Genomic DNA, 16386 nt, shown 5'->3' with positions numbered 1-16386 from the left:
GGAGCTGATGCTCAGCTCCTCTTTCCTTGTTTTGCCGGATGTGCCGCAGCTAGATGCGGGTGTCCGTATAATTTCTCCCTGAATGTTCCTTCTGCATAATCTCTCTTATATAATCCTCGCTCCTGCAAGATAGGAACAACCAATTCGACAAAGTCATTCAAGTCTTTTGGTGTAATATAATGTGTCAGATTGAAGCCATCAACTCCGCTTCGCACAAAGAAATCCTCGATTTTGTCCGCCACCTGTTCCGGACTGCCGATAATAATATCCATTTCAGCTGGTTGACTGAATTTCTCTTGTATCTCTTTGACTGTAAATGGCTTCGCCGCATCCTTCGTCAGATAAGCAGCTCGCGATTGACCTTGTTCTGTGTGCTTGTATGTGAACAGCTCTTCTTCATTATCATAAGAAGCCAAGTCATAACCAGTCGAGCCGCCATATTGTGCCTTGGCAGCATCTGCGCTCCAATATTGCTTAACTTCCTTATATTTTGCAAGAGCTTTCTCTTCTGTTTCAGCCACGACAACATGCAGGAAAGTAAACGCCTTGATTTCATCACGGCTTCTGCCGTACGCCTCCGCCCGAGCTTTAATATCTTCGATGTAATAGTTGATTTTTTCTGGTGTAGGTCCGCCTACGAAGACACATTCAGCGTGTCTTGCTGCAAAATCACGGCCTTTTTCCGAAGTACCTGCTTGGTAAAGCACAGGTGTACGCTGCGGAGAAGGTTCACTCACATGCGGCCCTTCTACTGAGAAATATGTACCTTTATGTTTTATGCGGTGAACCTTTTCCGGATCCACTAGCACTCCTGTTTCCGTGTCAGAGATAACAGCATCTTCTTCCCAGCTATCCTCCAGCAGCTTATAAGAAACCTCGAGGAATTCATCAGCTATTTTATAACGCTCATCATGCTTCACCATCTTCTCCAGTCCAAAATTCTCGGCAGCGTTCGGTAAATAGGACGTAACGATATTCCAAGCAACACGCCCATTTGTCAGGTGATCAAGCGTCGAAAATTTTCGTGCATTATGAAATGGCTGTTCATAAGATGTACTGACAGTGACAGCGAAGGACAAATGCTTCGTCACAGCTGCCATGGCCGGAATAGCGAAGGCAGGATCATTAAGCGGCACCTGCACTCCATCACGCAGGGCAGCCTTTTCATCCCCTCCGTATGCGTCGTAAACACCAAGCACATCAGCAAAGAATACAGCGTCGAACTTCCCTTTTTCTAAGAGGCGTGCAAGCTCCATCCAGTATTCCAGCGATTTATATTCCCGATGCCTTCTGTTTTCCGGATGCTTCCATAAGCCATGGGCGTTATGATTAGCGGCTGTCATATCAAATGCTTGCAGGATAATTTGTTTCGTCATTGTTCTCCACTCCTCTTATTATGTAAAAAAAGCCTCTTCCGTTTTACAGAAGAGGCTCCTTATCCAAGGTAAATGCTCCTCTTATCTGCCAGACTATCGTCTGCTGGAATTGGCACAGTACATTTCTGCCTGCTGCCGAGGCTTCAAAGGGCCAGTCCCTCCACCTCTCGTGATAAGAAAATACTATTTAGTTATGTTAGTTTATGTTCAATTTGTTCCCGATATTGACTGAGAGTGCCTGGCGAATTTCGCTTAAGCTTCTGAAGCAGTGCTTCGTAGTGAATCTCTTTCTCGCTGATCCGCTTCCGGAAAGCTGCCCGCTCTGAGTCATCCGTACAAATACGCAGTAAATCGCGTAGTGCTACAATTTCTTTCTGCAGCTCCATTTCAGGCGGAATATAGCCAGCATTCTTGAGAATTTTGTAGCTCATCCGCATATCCTCCGGTACACCAGATAGATCTTCCAGCTCCAAAGGTTTTCCCGCTCCTGGAAGGTTACGGAACTCTCCATTGGCTTCAGCCTGCTTGATTCGTTCTTCTGCAAGCAGTGAAATCAGATCCATATAATCACTCCTACATACAAGAAAAGCAACCGATTATAATCGGTTGCTTCTCATTATACAATAATCTGAATTATTTACCAATGAATTGCTGTGTCCAGTAGTTACCGTTTTCTACATAACCTACACCGATATTAGTGTAATCAGGGTTAAGGATGTTCTCACGGTGTCCTTGGCTGTTCATCCATGCTTCAACGACTTCTTCTGGAGTCTTTTGTCCTTGAGCGATGTTTTCACCTGCAGTTTTATAAGAAATACCAAAAGATTTCATCATATCGAACGGAGAACCGTAAGTCGGGCTGTTGTGATCGAAGTAACCATTGTCAGCCATATCTTTGGATTTCGCACGTGCTACTTTGCTTAGTTCAGTATCAGCTTTCAAAGCTTTAAGACCAGCTTTTTCACGCTCTTTGTTAGTCAAGTCTACTACTTGCTGTTCGAAAGCACTTAGGCCTTCAGTAGCTTGCTTATCTTCTGTCTTCTTGCTGTCAGAAGCAGTTTCTTGTTTTTGTGCTGGAGCTTGAGCTTTTTGTTCAGTTGCTTGCTCTTCAGCTTTTTCTTCTTTTTGTGGAGCAGCTTTTTGCTCTTCTTTCTGAGCAGCTGGTGCTTTTGCTTCCTCTTGCTTAGGTTGTGCTTGAGCAGGAGTTTGTGCTTGCTCCTGTTGAGATGGCTGCTGAACATTGTATTTTGCTAGCAAGCTATCAGTATTGATGTGAATGTTATAAGCTGATAGATATTCATTCACCCATTTATTCAAATCTTCGATAGAAGAGAAAGATCCGCTTTTCACTACTTGTGCTACGTGCACTTGAGCTTCTTCTTTAGTTGGTTGTGCTGGTGCAGCATTTGCTGTTCCTGCCAAAGCGCCACCTGCTAGGATAGCTGTAGATAGTGTTGTTACTAATACTTTCTTGAACATGATGTTGCTCCTTTCGAGATGTGTGTTTTTTGATGCAGCAACATCATAGCATGGGTTTTTGTGTAATATTGCAGCCTAGAATTTCCAATAGGCACTCATTCCTGAGCAACACTAGTAAAAAGTCGGTTCTTATGCGAAATCGTACCCGCTTTATAAGCTATGAAACTAGCAATAAACAGCCGCCCTTCTATTTTTTGGATGTAATTTAGGATTGACACCTTTTTTTATTCCTAGTTTTTGTAACAATACCTCAGTTTTTGTAATCTATCTGTAAATTGACTTGCTGCTATTCCTTCTATATAATCCTTTTCTCCTATACTTATTAGTTTAATCTACCAAATTAGGATAAAGGTATCTCTTTAACACCTCTATACCAGGTGATAGAATGAATTATGTCGAATTTTAGCGGCTTTTTAGCTCTTTGACAGATCTACCCCCATAAAGCCTTATACGGGGGAGAATAAATATAGTAGAAATATGTCATTATTGGAGGAAATATAATGTTTTCTAATCCCGAAATCGGAATAGACCTTGGCACTGCAAATATACTTGTGTATACAAAACAAAAAGGAATCGTATTGAATGAACCTTCCGTGGTTGCAATTGATATGGAAACAAAAAACGTCGTTGCTGTTGGAGCAGAAGCGAAAGAAATGGTCGGTAAAACTCCTCAGAATATCGTACCGATTCGCCCATTAAAAGATGGCGTAATCGCTGACTATGATGTAACAGCTCAATTATTGAAAGAAATCCTGAAAAAAGTGAGCAAAGTGATGGGATCTTCCCTTCGCAAACCAACTATCGTTGTCTGCACACCGTCTGGAAGTACTTCAGTTGAAAGACGCGCTATACATAATGCGGTCAAATCGTATGGTGCTAAAAACGTCCACTTGATTGAAGAACCAATTGCTGCAGCAATTGGAGCTGACCTCCCAGTAGATGAGCCAGTTGCGAATGTAATTGTCGATATCGGCGGCGGTACAAGTGAAGTTGGTATTATTTCATTCGGCGGCGTTGTTTCTTGCCGTTCTGTCCGCATTGGAGGAGATTCAATGGATGAGGAAATCATCCAATATATCCGTAAGCAGTACAATATCCTCATCGGGGAAAGAACTGCAGAACAGATTAAAATGGAAATCGGCTATGCTTTGATTGACCATGATGAATTGATGATGGATGTCCGCGGCCGTGATATGGTAACTGGATTACCGAAGACTGTCGGAATTTCTTCTAAGGAAGTACAAGTAGCTCTTAAAGAATCATTGGAGCAGATCCTCGAAACAATTCGTATGACATTGGAAGACTGCCCGCCGGAACTAAGCGGAGATATCGTTGACCACGGTGTCATCTTGACTGGCGGAGGCGCATTGCTAAAAGGAATGCAGCAATGGCTCGCTTCTGAGATCTCAGTTCCTGTTCATTTGGCTCCGAATCCCCTAGAATCCGTTGCAATCGGTACAGGTCGTGCCCTGCAGATGATCACTAAACTGCAAAAAGCAGCAAAATAAAAAAAACAGGCGTATCAGTCAGCTGATACGCCTGTTTTTTTATAGAAAAGCGGGAAAGACCGTTTAGAAACGAAGGAGTAAGTGAGAAAGCCTGGAGTGAAGTGCCTTCTCCTCACGCAAGGATTTATCGCTTAAGCCGCAGTTTTTGGTCTTTGGAGATAGACATAAAAAGCGGAAAAGACCGTTTAGAAACGAAGGAATAAGTGGGAAAGCCTGGAATGAGGCGTCTTCTCCTCTCACTAGTCTTTGGAGATAGACTGCACCAGTCCAATTCCGATTCCGACTGGGTCAACTAAATACGCGAGATAGAAAGTATCAAAGTCCATCTTTTCACGAACGACCACTGCCCCTTCTTCTTTAGCAGCTTGAATTGCTTTATCCAGGTCATCCACTTCAATCTGGATTCTTGTCCCATGCGGAAAATCATGCGGCCCTTTACTGATTCCGCCATCAATTCCTCCAGCTGTCTCCACACCATGATAACCCCAATTTGGATTACCCACCTTCCAGCCAAAAACATTAGCGTAGAAGCTCGCTGCCTTGTCCGGATCTTGGCTGTTTAATTCAAATCCTATTACTTTACCGTTGACCTTTTCCATTACATCTCTCCTCATCTGTTCAGAAGTTCGCGAATCTTATAGGCATGCTCTTCAATTACCGGCCGCAGTCCCGGATTGTAAAAAACGGACGCTGGATGGTAAGTCGGGAAGATACGATATATCTTCTCTGAAAGGATAAAAGAATCATCCTCCAAGCTTTTCAATTGCTGAACCGGCTGTTCTATCAGCTTCCCAGCAACTTCTGTGATTTTCTCCTTCGAACCGGTTATCCGTTCCCACCCTATTCGCCCTAGGGTCACAAGAATTTCCGGTTCCGCCTGGGCAATTTCATAATCGAGCACAGGTGCATGGGCGAGAATTTCGGCCTTAGTTGGTGTCCGGTTGTATTTTTTTGTGACAGTTTCACCGCGAATATGCTTTGTCTTATATTGATAAGGTCTGCTTCTGACTGAGCTCGAGATGAATACCTCTGATCTATCCACAGCAGCTCGCTCCAGAAATAGATCCAACTCTTTGCCAGCTCTTCCGCTGAATGGCACCAGGCTATGTATCTCCGTCTCCCCTGGTGCTTCTCCGACAAAGAAAAGAACTGGATGCTTTGGCCCTCTTCCGGGCAGAAAACCTTCACACGGATAAGGAGCCATTCTCTCTTTGGCTAGCTGAACTAACTTCTCCGGCAGCATGTCAGTCCTGCTCCTGCAATAGGTTACGCAGTGCACTGACTTCCTCAGCTGACAACGTAATACCTTTTCCCATCTTCTCATGGTCCGGCGCCCAGTCCCGGATATCATACTTTGGCTCCCTACCGTTCCAGCTGATCAGATTCAGCTCCTTCTGCCACCCCTTCGGTGATACGGATAGCACTCCGAGTTCTTTCACTATCTCATAAGATAATTCTGCCATCGTTACTCCCACCTTTTTTCCTTTTCTAAAGTCTAGCAGAACTTTCTGCTATAATGAAACGAAAATGAGCTAACGGAGGGAAAACACATGCAAAACCCAATCCGATTGAATGATACACAGCGAAATGAAATGATAACTTCCCTGCAGACTTATTTTGAACAAGAAAAAGACGAGCAGCTAGGCGACCTGGCCGCAGGTCTGATGCTCGACTTTATTATCAAAGAACTAGGTCCTATTTTTTATAATGCTGGTATTGAAGCGTCCTATCAGTTTATGAATGAAAAGATTGAGGATCTTTTCGGGATACAGATGAGGGAGCGATGAGTGCTCTCTTTCAACTATCTAATATATCATCCATTTCTTTCTTCACAATAGCCGCCTGTGATCCTATGATAATTTGCAAATTATGATCATCCACCTCCACGATTCCATGAACTCCCATTTGCTTGATCTTAGAATGATTCACTGCTTTCATATCCTTTATTTCCATTCGCAGCCGTGTCATACAATTATCATTAATGAGTATGTTCTGCTTACCACCTAGATTTTCAATCATCTTCTGTGCCATGTATCTGTAATTGTTGTGAGTTAGCTCTAAATCCTTTTCCTCTTCTCCCGCAGCCGCCTCATACACCTTATCCTCTATTTGCCCAATTACCGCAACTTGACGTTTTTTGATGACATAATAGAAAGTGAAGAAATAGAGAAAAAAGAATGCAATTCCAACCGGCAGGATAAGAAGTCCTCCATCACTCAATCCTAAGTTCACAATGTAATCTATCAATCCCGCGCCCCACGAAAATCCATGCCTTATATGCAGTATGTACAGTACTGCTCCAGCTAATCCTGTATAGACGGAATGCAGGAAATATAATAGAGGCGATGTAAACAAGAATGTAAATTCAACAGGTTCTGTGATACCTGTTATGACTGAGGTAGCTGCACCTGATGACATCAGTGTTTTAGTTTCCTGTTTCTTGTATCTAGCCGCTTTCGTGATAGCCAGAGCAATGGCTGGTACCCCGAATAGCATAGTAATATAGAATCCTCCTATGAAGAATCCAGCCATAGGGTCTCCACTTAGGAACCTGGTAATTTCACCAGTGACCACTTCACCTGAAGATGTTGTGTATTCACCAAGTCCAAAATAAACATACGTATTTAATACATGATGCAATCCAAATGGCAGCAGGAACCGATTGAGGAAGCCAAATATGAAGACACCTATAGCTCCCAGATCCATTAATGTCCTACTGAAAGCATCAATCCCCATTTGAGCAAATGGCCATAACAAACTCATCAATCCTGCAACCAGCACCATCGTGAAAATGATGACAGTAATAGGGAATTTCTCTCCACTAAAGAAGGCAAACATATTCGGTAGTTTCGTATCTTTGAATTTGTTATAAACAAAAGCTGCTATTAAACCGGCAAGTACTCCTCCAAAAACACTCATATTCAACTCAGGATTCATTAACGCGAGTCCTTCTTTAAGTACAATAATGGCAAGAAACCCGGTCAGCGCCGGTATTCCTTTATCCTTTGTTTTCGAAAGTCCCATTGCAATACCTATAGCAATCAGCGCATCCATCTGTGTCAAGATGACACCAGCTGCTTGGAATAGGGGGATATCTAGCAAATCTTCAGCAGTAAGTCTGTAAAGAATTCCGGCAATCGGTAAAGCTACAATCGGAATGAGCAATGATTTCCCTAACTTCTGAAAGAAATTGCGCATGCTCTCTCGTCTCCCCCCATTTTATAGACTTTCGAAAGTTGTTAGCTTCACGTCCTTACAATTCTTTAAAACCTGTTCGACTCTATCTGACATTAATAACTCAAGTTCATCCAATCTAGGATAGGTATAGGAAGATCCTCCAACCACTGCCTTATCTAAATAGCCTGGATGACACATTACTTCAACCGTGTCCGCTTCTTGGAAAGCCCCCATTAAACTACTTTCATCGCTTAGTATTTGCTCTACATAATACTCAAATTGATCTGGATGCTTCAGATTGCTTGGTAATTCCATGTTTTTTCTCACCGGCAAGTTGTACTCTGCAGCAAGCTGACAGAAAATATCACGTATTCCTTTATAAGTGTTGATATGATGATGACTGTCAAGATGGGTCGGCTTAAGGCCATATGATAGAAACCTTTCTATTTGTGCTTTCCATTCGTTATAGACTTCATCCAATTCAATATTAAAAGCGCTCTCATAAAAGGCCAGCTTTCTAAACTTTCCACTCACGTCCACAATTGTCTTGTGATTTTCCAGAATAGGTTCTCCGCATGTCAAAACGAGATGTACCCCTACACCCAAACCCGGATTTTGTTTTGCTAAATCAGCAGCATGCTCCGCTCCAGGCATGTTTGCCATAAATGTCGCTGAACTAAGAACACCATATTGAAAGCAATCCATAATCCCATAATTTATTGCTCTAGAGTAACCGAAATCGTCTGCATTGATAATCAACTTCTTCATTTGATTTCCTCCTAATGAAAAGATGGCCAATACTCTTGATTCGCTTTTTGTAAATCATCCAGAATACGTTTCGCTTTATCTGCATCAACTACCGTTCGATTCAGTGTCATCGCTTGTAACAATTTCCTATAGTCCTTTTCAAAATAAGCTTCACAAACAAGACGCTCATACGCATACTGCCCTTCTATCAATCCCTTATGAAATACAGGAATCTCCCCTACAGCAAACGCATGTATACCATTTGCAGTGAGTAAAGCAGGTACTTCTACGATGGCATCAGATGGCAGATTAGGAATTATTCCGTTATTCTCTACCATCACGATGTATCGCTCTTTTAGATTATATGCAAGAGAAGCAGCTGCCCTGATGATGAAAATGCCATGAATATCCTCTTTCAAATCTTCTGATGCAGCAGAACCAGCAGCGACTATCCGTTTACACATATCATGGACCCTCTTTTGTCTACCTTCAATGACCTGTCGGGCTCTCGTGGATATTGGATTTGACTTTTCCACTATCTTGTCTGGGTAAAGATAGTACTGCAAATAAGTATTTGGTAAGTATTCAGGGAAATCCAGTAAAGTCTGGCGAGCTTGCGCAAAAGTCTCCTGCCAGGAAACATCATTGGCTATTTCCTCATCTTCAGGTCTAAATCCTTCTTCAATAATTCGTTCTTTTAGAAGTTCTGTATAATCTGTCCCGTCCTTATGCTCTATTTTGGTAAACCAGCCAAAATGGTTCAAACCAAAATAATCCGCCGTCAAGTCCCAGATATCTACTCCTAATAATTTCGCATAACTGACCATAATGGCAATCGGCATATCACAGATATTCAGTATTCTGTTGTCGTCCGGAAATTGCTGTTTTAACGCATAGGCTACAATGGCTGCCGGATTCGTATAATTCAATATCCATGCATCTTTTGATATAGCTCGGATATCTTTGACTAAGGCTGTCATATCCTTTATGGAACGGATGCCATAAGCCATACCCCCTGGTCCGCAAGTTTCTTGACCTACCACGCCATGAGACAAAGGGATTTTCTCATCCAATTCTCTCATCTCCAAACCGCCTGTGCGTATTTGAATAAATACAGAATCGACATCTTTACACGCTGATTCCAGATTTGTGGTACTTGTAAAAATAAGATCTTCACCATATTGTTCTTTAAGCAAAATAGCAGCTGCATCTGCAATGATTTTTTGTCTTTCTTCGTCTTGATCAAATAACACTAGTTCTTTTAAGGGAAAAGATCCCTTTTCGGCAATTAGACTTTTAATTAATCCCAATGTATACGTACTTCCTCCACCAACAATTGCAATTTTCAGTTTTCTTTGCACTTATCTCCCTCCTTAATTAATACAACTATAATACAAATTTGAAAACCAATCAATATAATGTATTCTAGTTGTGTGTTTTTTTATGATTCATTACAATACAACACAGAGATATAAAACGAGAGGTGATGTCAGGATCATGAAAAGTACGCCCCTCTATCGTCAGATAGCAAATGAAATAAAAAAAGATATTGCCAGAGGTAACATTAAAAAGGATGAGGCCATTCCTACTGAAATGGAACTGGCTTCTTCATTCCAGGCAAGCAGAGTAACCGTGAGACAAGCAATACAGCTGTTAGTAGAAGAAAATCTGCTGTATAAAGTGCATGGCAGCGGTACCTATGTGAAACAGCAGAAGATAGAGCATGATATTTATCGGTTACAGAGCTTTACAGAGGAAATTATCAAACTTGGAAAAGTGCCTACCAATAAATTATTAACCTTTACAATCATGAAACCAGAAGATGAAATAAGACATCGTTTACAACTACCGCCTGAGGCACAAGTCTTTTACGTGAAACGACTTCGATGTGCAGATAATGTTCCGATTATCTTAGAAGAGACTTTCATGCCAATTGCTATGTTCCCTGATCTTACAGAAGAGATTATGCTGAATTCCAAATATGCATATTTAGAAAGCAAAGGATTTCTTATTAAAGAAAGGCAGGGAGAGATTATTCCAGCAATGCCATCAGATGCTCTCATGACACTGCTGCAAATCAAGGATGCTAACCCTATATTATCGATGAACCTTTGGGCCTATCTGGATAACGATATCCCATTTGAATATACAAGATTGTACTATCGCAGTGATCGTTATACTTTTAAATTCAGTTCCAAGCGGTATTAAAAAAAAGAGCACATCTAACTTTGAGATGTGCTCTTCTCACTAAAACAATATCCTGCTCAGCATTTCCTTAAATAGTTCCTCCTGCTTCGTCATCTTCTCCCACGGTATTGCTCCAACCGTCATCGCTATTCAATTTTAAAAATAAAAAACCGAGCAATATCTGCTCGGTCCAGTTAGTTCGGGATATATTCTGGATTAGACTCGGATTCCATTTCGTCTAGTATCTTTAATTCTTCTGTCAGCTGCAAGAACCAATCCTTATCCCCAGAAATAAGGGATAAATCAATAAGGTTTAAAAGATGTGCCCTGCTCGGATCTACACTTGGCGGAAAATACTTGATCTTGCTTTGGAAGGTTTCGATCGTTTTACCGATCGTATTTTTATGATCACTTTCTGTTACGTATACTTTCACCGTGTTCAGTTTCGCATTCACTGCTTCCACGAAGCCGGTAAATAATTCATCGTTTATCGAATGTCCTGTTACCCAGTCACCAACAGTTACAAAGCTTTGATTATCAGACATATCGTTGTCCTCCTTCAGCTTAACCGGCTGGCTAAGCAATGGTGATTGTTGTAGGTTGTTGAATACTATAAAAGATTCAATCCAAAAGCGCAATACTTTTGCATATAAAATTTTAAAATATTCAGACAAATGGTGTTTCAGCAATTTCACAACAGTTACTATGCTTGGTTGTATATTCATTTTATACCCCATAGCCCTTTTCTTTAATCACACTGCTTGTCGTTTTCTCTCTGCCTCCGAATACGTTATAATGTGGCTATATATTGCAGGAGGTTGTACCATGATACGCAGCATAGCGATAACACGTGACAAAAAAATACTAAAAGATCTGCCGTATCAGGAACTAAACAGTCCTGAAATTATCTGGTATTGGGTCGATTTTAGTGTACCAACAGAGGCTGAATCAAATAAGCTAGGCGAGATCTTCCACTTCCATCCATTGGCGATCGAGGATTGTTTTCATTTCCTTCAGCGGCCAAAGCTAGATGAATACGACGGGTACCATTTCCTCGTTCTTCATGAACTGAATCATGATTCATTCGTGTCAGATGAATTGGATATCTTTGTTTCAGAGCGTTATATAGTTACCTTTCATCTAGAAGAATCAATGGCGGCGGACCATGTCTGGCAGCGAGTTATGCAAGAAGGTCCATCTGAACATTCTCCGTCGAAAATTGTCTATCATCTGATTGATAAATTGGTTGATGATTATTTCCCTCCGTTGTATAAAATGGAGGATCGTCTAAACGAGATTGAGGATGAAGAAAGCCATAAATCACCGCAAACTGTAATTAATGAGGTCTTTGATATCCGCAGTGATTTGCTTAGAACCAGACGTACAATTGCACCAATGCGCGATTTGATCTACCGGTTGCTTAGCATCCAAAAATTCGATTTTGTTCAAACTCAAAAGGCCTATTTTAATGATATTTATGATCATTTGCTGAAACTTACGGAAATCGTTGATTCCAACAGGGAACTCACATCGGATATGCGAGACAGCTACGAGTCAATCAATAGCAATCGAATGAATGCTATCATGATGACCCTGACAATTGTATCGACTATTTTTATTCCATTAACCTTTATCGCCGGTGTTTACGGAATGAACTTTGCTAATATGCCTGAGCTGCAATGGAAATACGGATATCCAGTGGCAATGCTGCTGATGGCAATTATTGCCGTTGTAATGCTGTGGCGTTTCAAACGTAAAGGCTGGTTCAATATCTTTAAATGAAAAATGCGTGCAGAATCATCTGCACGCATTTTTCATTGGTCGTCTACTACCTCTTTTAATAATGACATAGCTTTCAGCGAAGGCGGGAACCCATTCAATAATGCACAATGTTGGATTGCCTCCATCATTTCTTGGACAGAGATGCCGGACAGGAGAGCAGCTTCGAATTGCTGGCGAAGTGCACGCTCATCTCCGTTTGTCACGAAAACAGCGATGCTGAGCAATGTCAGAAATTTACCGTTAAGCCCGGTATATCCATTCTCTCCACTCTCAACAGCAAGGTTCTCTTCTTCCTTCATCAGCTTAGCCACCAACGCCCAACCTTGATCTTTTGCTTCCTTCATCGGGAACCCTCCGGTTAATCCTTGGGCAAAACTAGACCTATTTTCCTAGTTGCACATATCTATTATCGGTAGAATCCATAAGTTATGAACAATTCAGAAGAAAAAAAATCATATTTCTAAACAAAGGTAGCATTAAGATTTCGGCCTGTAACTCCACGGCTCGACTGTTCCTACAATATAGCGATGCTGCCACAGTTTAACCGCTTCTCTAACTCCATTTGCTATTTCTTCATTTGTAAGCCACCTGGAAGTGCTTTCGTTCAGCTGGAAGCCTAGAATGACTTCATGATATTGGATAGTAGCTGTATAGCGCGGTGTATAGTTCTGTCGTGGATTATACGCATTGCTCCCTTTTATATGAAAAAGCGCTACCCTCTTTTCTAATTCTCCATAAAGGTTACATAAGGTTTGTATTGCATTGTTTCCGCTGCGGTGAATCCAACTGACAATGATATCCGGCTTCGGAATAGTTTCAAGTTGTTTTTGAAAGTTTTCAAGCTGATGGTAATCTGCTTGTATAGTTCGTAGGTGCTCTGGATGGGGAGCACTTTCGGATAAACGTCGGAGTTTTTCCTCCGTCCTGGCAACGACTGTCACCTCATGTCCCTCTTGGTTCCAGCCAAGGACAGCTGCTTGGAGCATGCCAGTTCCTCCAATCACTAGATAATGATAATGTTTCATAATACTCTCCTTCACTGAATAAGAGCCCGCCAATGGCAGACTCCCTTCAACATCATTTCCATGATTCAGGATACATGTTCAAATCAAGACCCCATAGCGGACCAACAAGCGCAAAGACTCCTAATATGAGAAGAATTAGAGTAAAGATGTTGAGTATGAAACCTGTCCTGACCATTTCTGCTATTGTAATTTTACCAGATGCAAATATGATAGCATTAGGCGGTGTTCCGACCGGCAGCATAAAGGCGCAGTTAGCGGCCATTGCTGCTGGAACCATGATGGCGTATGGATGAACGTCCAAAGCCAATGCCAATGATGCCATTACAGGCAAGATCATTGTGGCAGTTGCTGTATTAGATGTAATCTCGGTCAAGAACAATACTAATGTTGTCGAAATAATGATAATCACAAAAATATTAAGTCCTTCCAAGACTGTAAGCTGATCGCCGATCCATTGGGAAAGCCCTGAGCTAGTGAAGCCAGCTGCGACTGCCAAACCTCCTCCGAATAGAAGCAGAACTCCCCACGGCAGCTCTTTTGAAACGTCCCAATCAAGAATTCTCTGCCCTTTTTTATTCAGACTAGGAATTAAGAATAATAATACACCTGCCAAGACTGCGATAGTCGTATCACTGATACCTGGAATGGCGATGATCTCCAACACAGCATCTTCTTGCCAAAGAAAAGTACGGCTGACCCACATGAAAGCAGCAAATGTGAACACAGCGAGCACGGCTTTCTCTTCGAACGACATCTTGCCCAGATCCCTTTTTTGCTTAAGAATCAGCTCTTTTCCACCAGGCAATTCCTTCATTTTAATTCGGAAAACGAATTTCGTAAGATAAAACCATGTCGAAAACAAAAGGACGATAACAATCGGTACGGCAATCAGCATCCAGCCGCCGAATGAGATCTCTACCCCGAACAAACTACTTGCCATCGCTGCCAGGATAATATTCGGAGGCGTCCCGATCAGCGTACCAAGACCACCTATTGTACCCGCATATCCAATCGCGAAGACAAGGGATTTTTCGAATTTCTTATTGTCTTCCCTAATATCCTGTTTACTGGCTTTGGCAGCTTGACTGGCTTGGTAGATAATAGCTGTCCCAATTGGAAGCATCATCATGACCGCTGCCGTATTAGATACCCACATGGAGAGGAAACCAGTTGCAATCATGAATCCAAGTACGATACGTGATGTACTCGTTCCGACAACACTGATGATATTTAATGCAATCCGTTTATGCAAATTCCATTTTTCCATTGCCATAGCAATTAAGAAGCCGCCAAGGAAAAGGAATACAATCGGATCTCCATAGCTTGAAGCTGCTGTGTCACCATCAAGACCTTGTGTTATTGGCAGGAGAATAAGCGGCAGTAAAGAAGTGGCCGGTATCGGAATGGCTTCCGTGATCCACCATGTCGCTACCCACAATGTCGTAGCCAATACCATTCGTCCTTCATAGCTCAATCCTTCGGGGTAATAAAATAAAATGACAGAGAAAAACAATAGAGGGCCTAATAACAATCCAATTAACTGAGGACGTTTGTACGTTCGAGGTTCTTTGTCGGAAGTGCCTGATCTTTCCGATGACTGATCTGACACTTTATTCTTTGAGGTTGGTACAGCGAAAAGCAGCAACCGCTTGGTTCTATCATGCGCGTGCCATAACCCTTCCCATACCGACAGCATACTAGACTTCATCCAATCGCCTCCTTTTTTATTAAGCGCTTACATATTAATGTAAGCAAGTAAAGAAAAACACATGTTAAGCCTATTCGACTCCGGGTTGTTCTGTCAAATATTTGTACAAAAAAACAGCGGGCATCTGCCCGCTGTCGTACTGTTAACTTGGAATACCTGTCTGGATAGAAAGCTGTTTCTTTAGCTTTCCTCCCTGCATGACTGTTTTGATATTATTCGTATCAGCCAGGGAAGCAATATTTTCCAAAGGATTTTCTTGAACAATGACTAAGTCTGCTAATTTCCCTTCAGTTATTATCCCGATTCTATCTTCCCAGCCTAAGCATTCTGCTGCTATTTTAGTAGATGCAAGAATTGCCTCCATCGGACTCATGCCAATGTCACACATCAGTGCCAGCTCGCGCAAATTAGTACCATGAGCCATTACACCAGCATCAGTTCCCATTGCAATTTTCACACCCGCCTCATATGCTCTCGCTACGCTCTGCTGATGTATCTCCATTACTTCCTTCGCTTTATCCACTGCATAAGCAGGCATGCTTTCATTCGCTTCACTTGCTTCCACGACACTGACAGGAGCAAGCAGCGTTGGAACAAGGTATGTACCGTGTTTTAGCATGAGCTCGATGGCTTCATCATCAAGAAAGATACCATGCTCGATGGAATGGATACCAGCCCTAACCGCTTGCTTCACACCTTCTGCTCCCTGGGCATGCGCCATTACTTTACGGCCTTTTCGATACGCTGCTTCTTCTACAATAATCTGCAGCTCTTCCATAGAGAATTGGGTGAATTCCGGATGATCTGTCGGACTCATGACACCTCCGGTTGCATGAACTTTAATAATATCAGCGCCTGCTCGCAGCATCTCCCTGACCTTCTGACGTACTTGCTCTGGTCCGTCGCAAATACCAGATGGGAATCCTGGATAAGCTTTATTAGTCAGATCCATATCCGACACCATCCAATTGTCACCATGACCACCTGTTATCGTAAGCGGATTGACACTGATTTGCATACGCGGTCCGCTGATCAAGCCATTTTCGATGGCCTGTTTTACGCCTAAATCGGCATATCCGGCATCTCTTACCGTTGTGATGCCCGCGTCAAGTGTTCGCTTCATGTATGTTAATGCTTCATAGAAACGCATAGAGAAAGGTGTGATAAGTGATTCTCGTACGTCCTTAATTTCCATCATCATATGCACATGTGTATCAATCAAACCTGGCAGGATATAGCCGCCTTGCGCGTCGATAACTTCTTCGGCATCGATACCTATGAAGTCAGAAGCAGGTCCAATTGCCGCAATACGATCTCCCTTGATTGCAATAACAGCATCTTCTATCACCTTTCCAGTTCCATCAATCACGACTCCATTGCGAATAAGCTTGTCCATT

At 42.2% G+C, this 16386-nt stretch carries 18 protein-coding genes and 1 riboswitch; of the genes, 4 read left to right on the top strand and 14 right to left on the bottom strand.

Going from position 1 to position 16386, the window contains the following annotated elements; genetic code table 11:
* Nucleotides 1-11: 11 nt before the first annotated feature.
* The 3 genes from GZ22_RS03460 to GZ22_RS03450 form a co-directional block, all read right to left on the bottom strand.
* Nucleotides 12-1376 (bottom strand): LLM class flavin-dependent oxidoreductase, encoded by a 1365-nt coding sequence (locus tag GZ22_RS03460; RefSeq protein ID WP_038558686.1) that lies wholly within the window; start codon nucleotides 1374-1376, stop codon nucleotides 12-14.
* A 78-nt stretch (nucleotides 1377-1454) separates the two neighbouring features.
* Nucleotides 1455-1555, bottom strand: a riboswitch (SAM riboswitch).
* Nucleotides 1556-1567: 12 nt separating this feature from the next.
* Nucleotides 1568-1939 carry a DnaJ family domain-containing protein gene (locus GZ22_RS03455; RefSeq protein WP_038558683.1) on the bottom strand — a complete coding sequence of 124 codons (372 nt, stop codon included), beginning with the start codon at nucleotides 1937-1939 and terminating at the stop codon, nucleotides 1568-1570.
* Between the two features lie 70 nt (nucleotides 1940-2009).
* Nucleotides 2010-2855, bottom strand: coding sequence for a CAP domain-containing protein (locus tag GZ22_RS03450; RefSeq protein WP_038558681.1), 846 nt, complete (start codon nucleotides 2853-2855; stop codon nucleotides 2010-2012).
* A 500-nt stretch (nucleotides 2856-3355) separates the two neighbouring features.
* Between GZ22_RS03450 and mreBH the strand changes: the two genes are divergently transcribed.
* On the top strand, nucleotides 3356-4363 hold the full coding sequence (gene mreBH / locus GZ22_RS03445) for a rod-share determining protein MreBH (RefSeq protein ID WP_038558678.1): 1008 nt from the start codon (nucleotides 3356-3358) through the stop codon (nucleotides 4361-4363).
* 239 nt (nucleotides 4364-4602) lie between these two features.
* Here the strand turns inward: mreBH and GZ22_RS03440 are convergent, their stop codons facing one another.
* The 3 genes from GZ22_RS03440 to GZ22_RS03430 are packed head-to-tail and all read right to left on the bottom strand — an operon-like array spanning nucleotide 4603 to nucleotide 5826.
* A complete protein-coding gene (locus GZ22_RS03440) occupies nucleotides 4603-4962 on the bottom strand; it encodes a VOC family protein (protein ID WP_038558675.1) in 360 nt (119 codons plus the stop codon).
* A gap of 11 nt (nucleotides 4963-4973) precedes the next feature.
* The gene (locus tag GZ22_RS03435) at nucleotides 4974-5606 is read right to left on the bottom strand and encodes a uracil-DNA glycosylase (RefSeq protein WP_038558673.1); all 633 of its coding nucleotides are present in this window, start codon (nucleotides 5604-5606) and stop codon (nucleotides 4974-4976) included.
* Nucleotide 5607: 1 nt separating this feature from the next.
* Entirely contained in the window at nucleotides 5608-5826 is a 219-nt protein-coding gene (locus GZ22_RS03430; protein ID WP_038558670.1) for a YdbC family protein, read from the bottom strand.
* An 87-nt stretch (nucleotides 5827-5913) separates the two neighbouring features.
* Here GZ22_RS03430 and GZ22_RS03425 point away from each other — a divergent pair, with 87 nt between their 5' ends.
* Nucleotides 5914-6150 (top strand): DUF2164 domain-containing protein, encoded by a 237-nt coding sequence (locus tag GZ22_RS03425; RefSeq protein WP_038558667.1) that lies wholly within the window; start codon nucleotides 5914-5916, stop codon nucleotides 6148-6150.
* A 10-nt stretch (nucleotides 6151-6160) separates the two neighbouring features.
* Here the strand turns inward: GZ22_RS03425 and GZ22_RS03420 are convergent, their stop codons facing one another.
* Genes GZ22_RS03420 through GZ22_RS03410 form a run of 3 tightly spaced genes read right to left on the bottom strand, consistent with a single transcriptional unit; the run spans nucleotide 6161 to nucleotide 9648 of the window.
* The gene (locus GZ22_RS03420) at nucleotides 6161-7561 is read right to left on the bottom strand and encodes a PTS transporter subunit EIIC (protein ID WP_038558665.1); all 1401 of its coding nucleotides are present in this window, start codon (nucleotides 7559-7561) and stop codon (nucleotides 6161-6163) included.
* Between the two features lie 21 nt (nucleotides 7562-7582).
* Entirely contained in the window at nucleotides 7583-8308 is a 726-nt protein-coding gene (gene chbG / locus GZ22_RS03415; protein ID WP_038558662.1) for a chitin disaccharide deacetylase, read from the bottom strand.
* Nucleotides 8309-8319: 11 nt separating this feature from the next.
* Nucleotides 8320-9648, bottom strand: a complete 1329-nt coding sequence (locus GZ22_RS03410; protein ID WP_038558659.1) for a family 4 glycosyl hydrolase — start codon at nucleotides 9646-9648, stop codon at nucleotides 8320-8322.
* A gap of 136 nt (nucleotides 9649-9784) precedes the next feature.
* On the opposite strand from GZ22_RS03410, the gene GZ22_RS03405 reads away from it, so the two are divergent.
* Nucleotides 9785-10495: a GntR family transcriptional regulator gene (locus GZ22_RS03405; RefSeq protein WP_038558656.1), complete on the top strand. Its 711-nt coding sequence runs from the start codon at nucleotides 9785-9787 to the stop codon at nucleotides 10493-10495.
* Between the two features lie 173 nt (nucleotides 10496-10668).
* Here the strand turns inward: GZ22_RS03405 and GZ22_RS18525 are convergent, their stop codons facing one another.
* Nucleotides 10669-11019 (bottom strand): IDEAL domain-containing protein, encoded by a 351-nt coding sequence (locus tag GZ22_RS18525; RefSeq protein ID WP_164072014.1) that lies wholly within the window; start codon nucleotides 11017-11019, stop codon nucleotides 10669-10671.
* Nucleotides 11020-11299: 280 nt separating this feature from the next.
* On the opposite strand from GZ22_RS18525, the gene corA reads away from it, so the two are divergent.
* Nucleotides 11300-12256, top strand: coding sequence for a magnesium/cobalt transporter CorA (corA, locus tag GZ22_RS03395; RefSeq protein WP_038558653.1), 957 nt, complete (start codon nucleotides 11300-11302; stop codon nucleotides 12254-12256).
* 32 nt (nucleotides 12257-12288) lie between these two features.
* Here the strand turns inward: corA and GZ22_RS03390 are convergent, their stop codons facing one another.
* The 4 genes from GZ22_RS03390 to GZ22_RS03375 all read right to left on the bottom strand — a co-directional run bounded on the left by GZ22_RS03390 (nucleotide 12289) and on the right by GZ22_RS03375 (nucleotide 16385).
* Complete coding sequence (locus tag GZ22_RS03390) at nucleotides 12289-12600, bottom strand: carboxymuconolactone decarboxylase family protein (RefSeq protein WP_038558650.1); 312 nt, start codon at nucleotides 12598-12600, stop codon at nucleotides 12289-12291.
* Nucleotides 12601-12732: 132 nt separating this feature from the next.
* Nucleotides 12733-13281 carry a Rossmann-fold NAD(P)-binding domain-containing protein gene (locus tag GZ22_RS03385; protein WP_038558647.1) on the bottom strand — a complete coding sequence of 183 codons (549 nt, stop codon included), beginning with the start codon at nucleotides 13279-13281 and terminating at the stop codon, nucleotides 12733-12735.
* Nucleotides 13282-13333: 52 nt separating this feature from the next.
* Nucleotides 13334-14989 carry an SLC13 family permease gene (locus GZ22_RS03380; protein ID WP_084160636.1) on the bottom strand — a complete coding sequence of 552 codons (1656 nt, stop codon included), beginning with the start codon at nucleotides 14987-14989 and terminating at the stop codon, nucleotides 13334-13336.
* A gap of 142 nt (nucleotides 14990-15131) precedes the next feature.
* Nucleotides 15132-16385: a metal-dependent hydrolase family protein gene (locus GZ22_RS03375; RefSeq protein WP_038558644.1), complete on the bottom strand. Its 1254-nt coding sequence runs from the start codon at nucleotides 16383-16385 to the stop codon at nucleotides 15132-15134.
* Nucleotide 16386: the final 1 nt, after the last annotated feature.

The sequence above is a fragment of the Terribacillus saccharophilus genome (assembly GCF_000725365.1).
Taxonomy (GTDB): Bacteria; Bacillota; Bacilli; order Bacillales; family Amphibacillaceae; genus Terribacillus; species Terribacillus saccharophilus.
This window is presented reverse-complemented; position numbering and strand designations above follow the sequence as displayed.

Coding starts and splice junctions, on each gene's coding strand:
- mreBH (WP_038558678.1), top strand. CDS start 3,356: ATGTTTTCTAATCCCGAAATCGGAATAGACCTTGGCACTGCAAATATA.
- GZ22_RS03430 (WP_038558670.1), bottom strand. CDS start 5,826: ATGGCAGAATTATCTTATGAGATAGTGAAAGAACTCGGAGTGCTATCC.
- GZ22_RS03460 (WP_038558686.1), bottom strand. CDS start 1,376: ATGACGAAACAAATTATCCTGCAAGCATTTGATATGACAGCCGCTAAT.
- chbG (WP_038558662.1), bottom strand. CDS start 8,308: ATGAAGAAGTTGATTATCAATGCAGACGATTTCGGTTACTCTAGAGCA.
- GZ22_RS03420 (WP_038558665.1), bottom strand. CDS start 7,561: ATGCGCAATTTCTTTCAGAAGTTAGGGAAATCATTGCTCATTCCGATT.
- GZ22_RS03435 (WP_038558673.1), bottom strand. CDS start 5,606: ATGCTGCCGGAGAAGTTAGTTCAGCTAGCCAAAGAGAGAATGGCTCCT.
- GZ22_RS03440 (WP_038558675.1), bottom strand. CDS start 4,962: ATGGAAAAGGTCAACGGTAAAGTAATAGGATTTGAATTAAACAGCCAA.
- GZ22_RS03450 (WP_038558681.1), bottom strand. CDS start 2,855: ATGTTCAAGAAAGTATTAGTAACAACACTATCTACAGCTATCCTAGCA.
- GZ22_RS03455 (WP_038558683.1), bottom strand. CDS start 1,939: ATGGATCTGATTTCACTGCTTGCAGAAGAACGAATCAAGCAGGCTGAA.
- GZ22_RS03425 (WP_038558667.1), top strand. CDS start 5,914: ATGCAAAACCCAATCCGATTGAATGATACACAGCGAAATGAAATGATA.
- GZ22_RS03405 (WP_038558656.1), top strand. CDS start 9,785: ATGAAAAGTACGCCCCTCTATCGTCAGATAGCAAATGAAATAAAAAAA.
- GZ22_RS18525 (WP_164072014.1), bottom strand. CDS start 11,019: ATGTCTGATAATCAAAGCTTTGTAACTGTTGGTGACTGGGTAACAGGA.
- GZ22_RS03375 (WP_038558644.1), bottom strand. CDS start 16,385: ATGGACAAGCTTATTCGCAATGGAGTCGTGATTGATGGAACTGGAAAG.
- corA (WP_038558653.1), top strand. CDS start 11,300: ATGATACGCAGCATAGCGATAACACGTGACAAAAAAATACTAAAAGAT.
- GZ22_RS03385 (WP_038558647.1), bottom strand. CDS start 13,281: ATGAAACATTATCATTATCTAGTGATTGGAGGAACTGGCATGCTCCAA.
- GZ22_RS03380 (WP_084160636.1), bottom strand. CDS start 14,989: ATGAAGTCTAGTATGCTGTCGGTATGGGAAGGGTTATGGCACGCGCAT.
- GZ22_RS03390 (WP_038558650.1), bottom strand. CDS start 12,600: ATGAAGGAAGCAAAAGATCAAGGTTGGGCGTTGGTGGCTAAGCTGATG.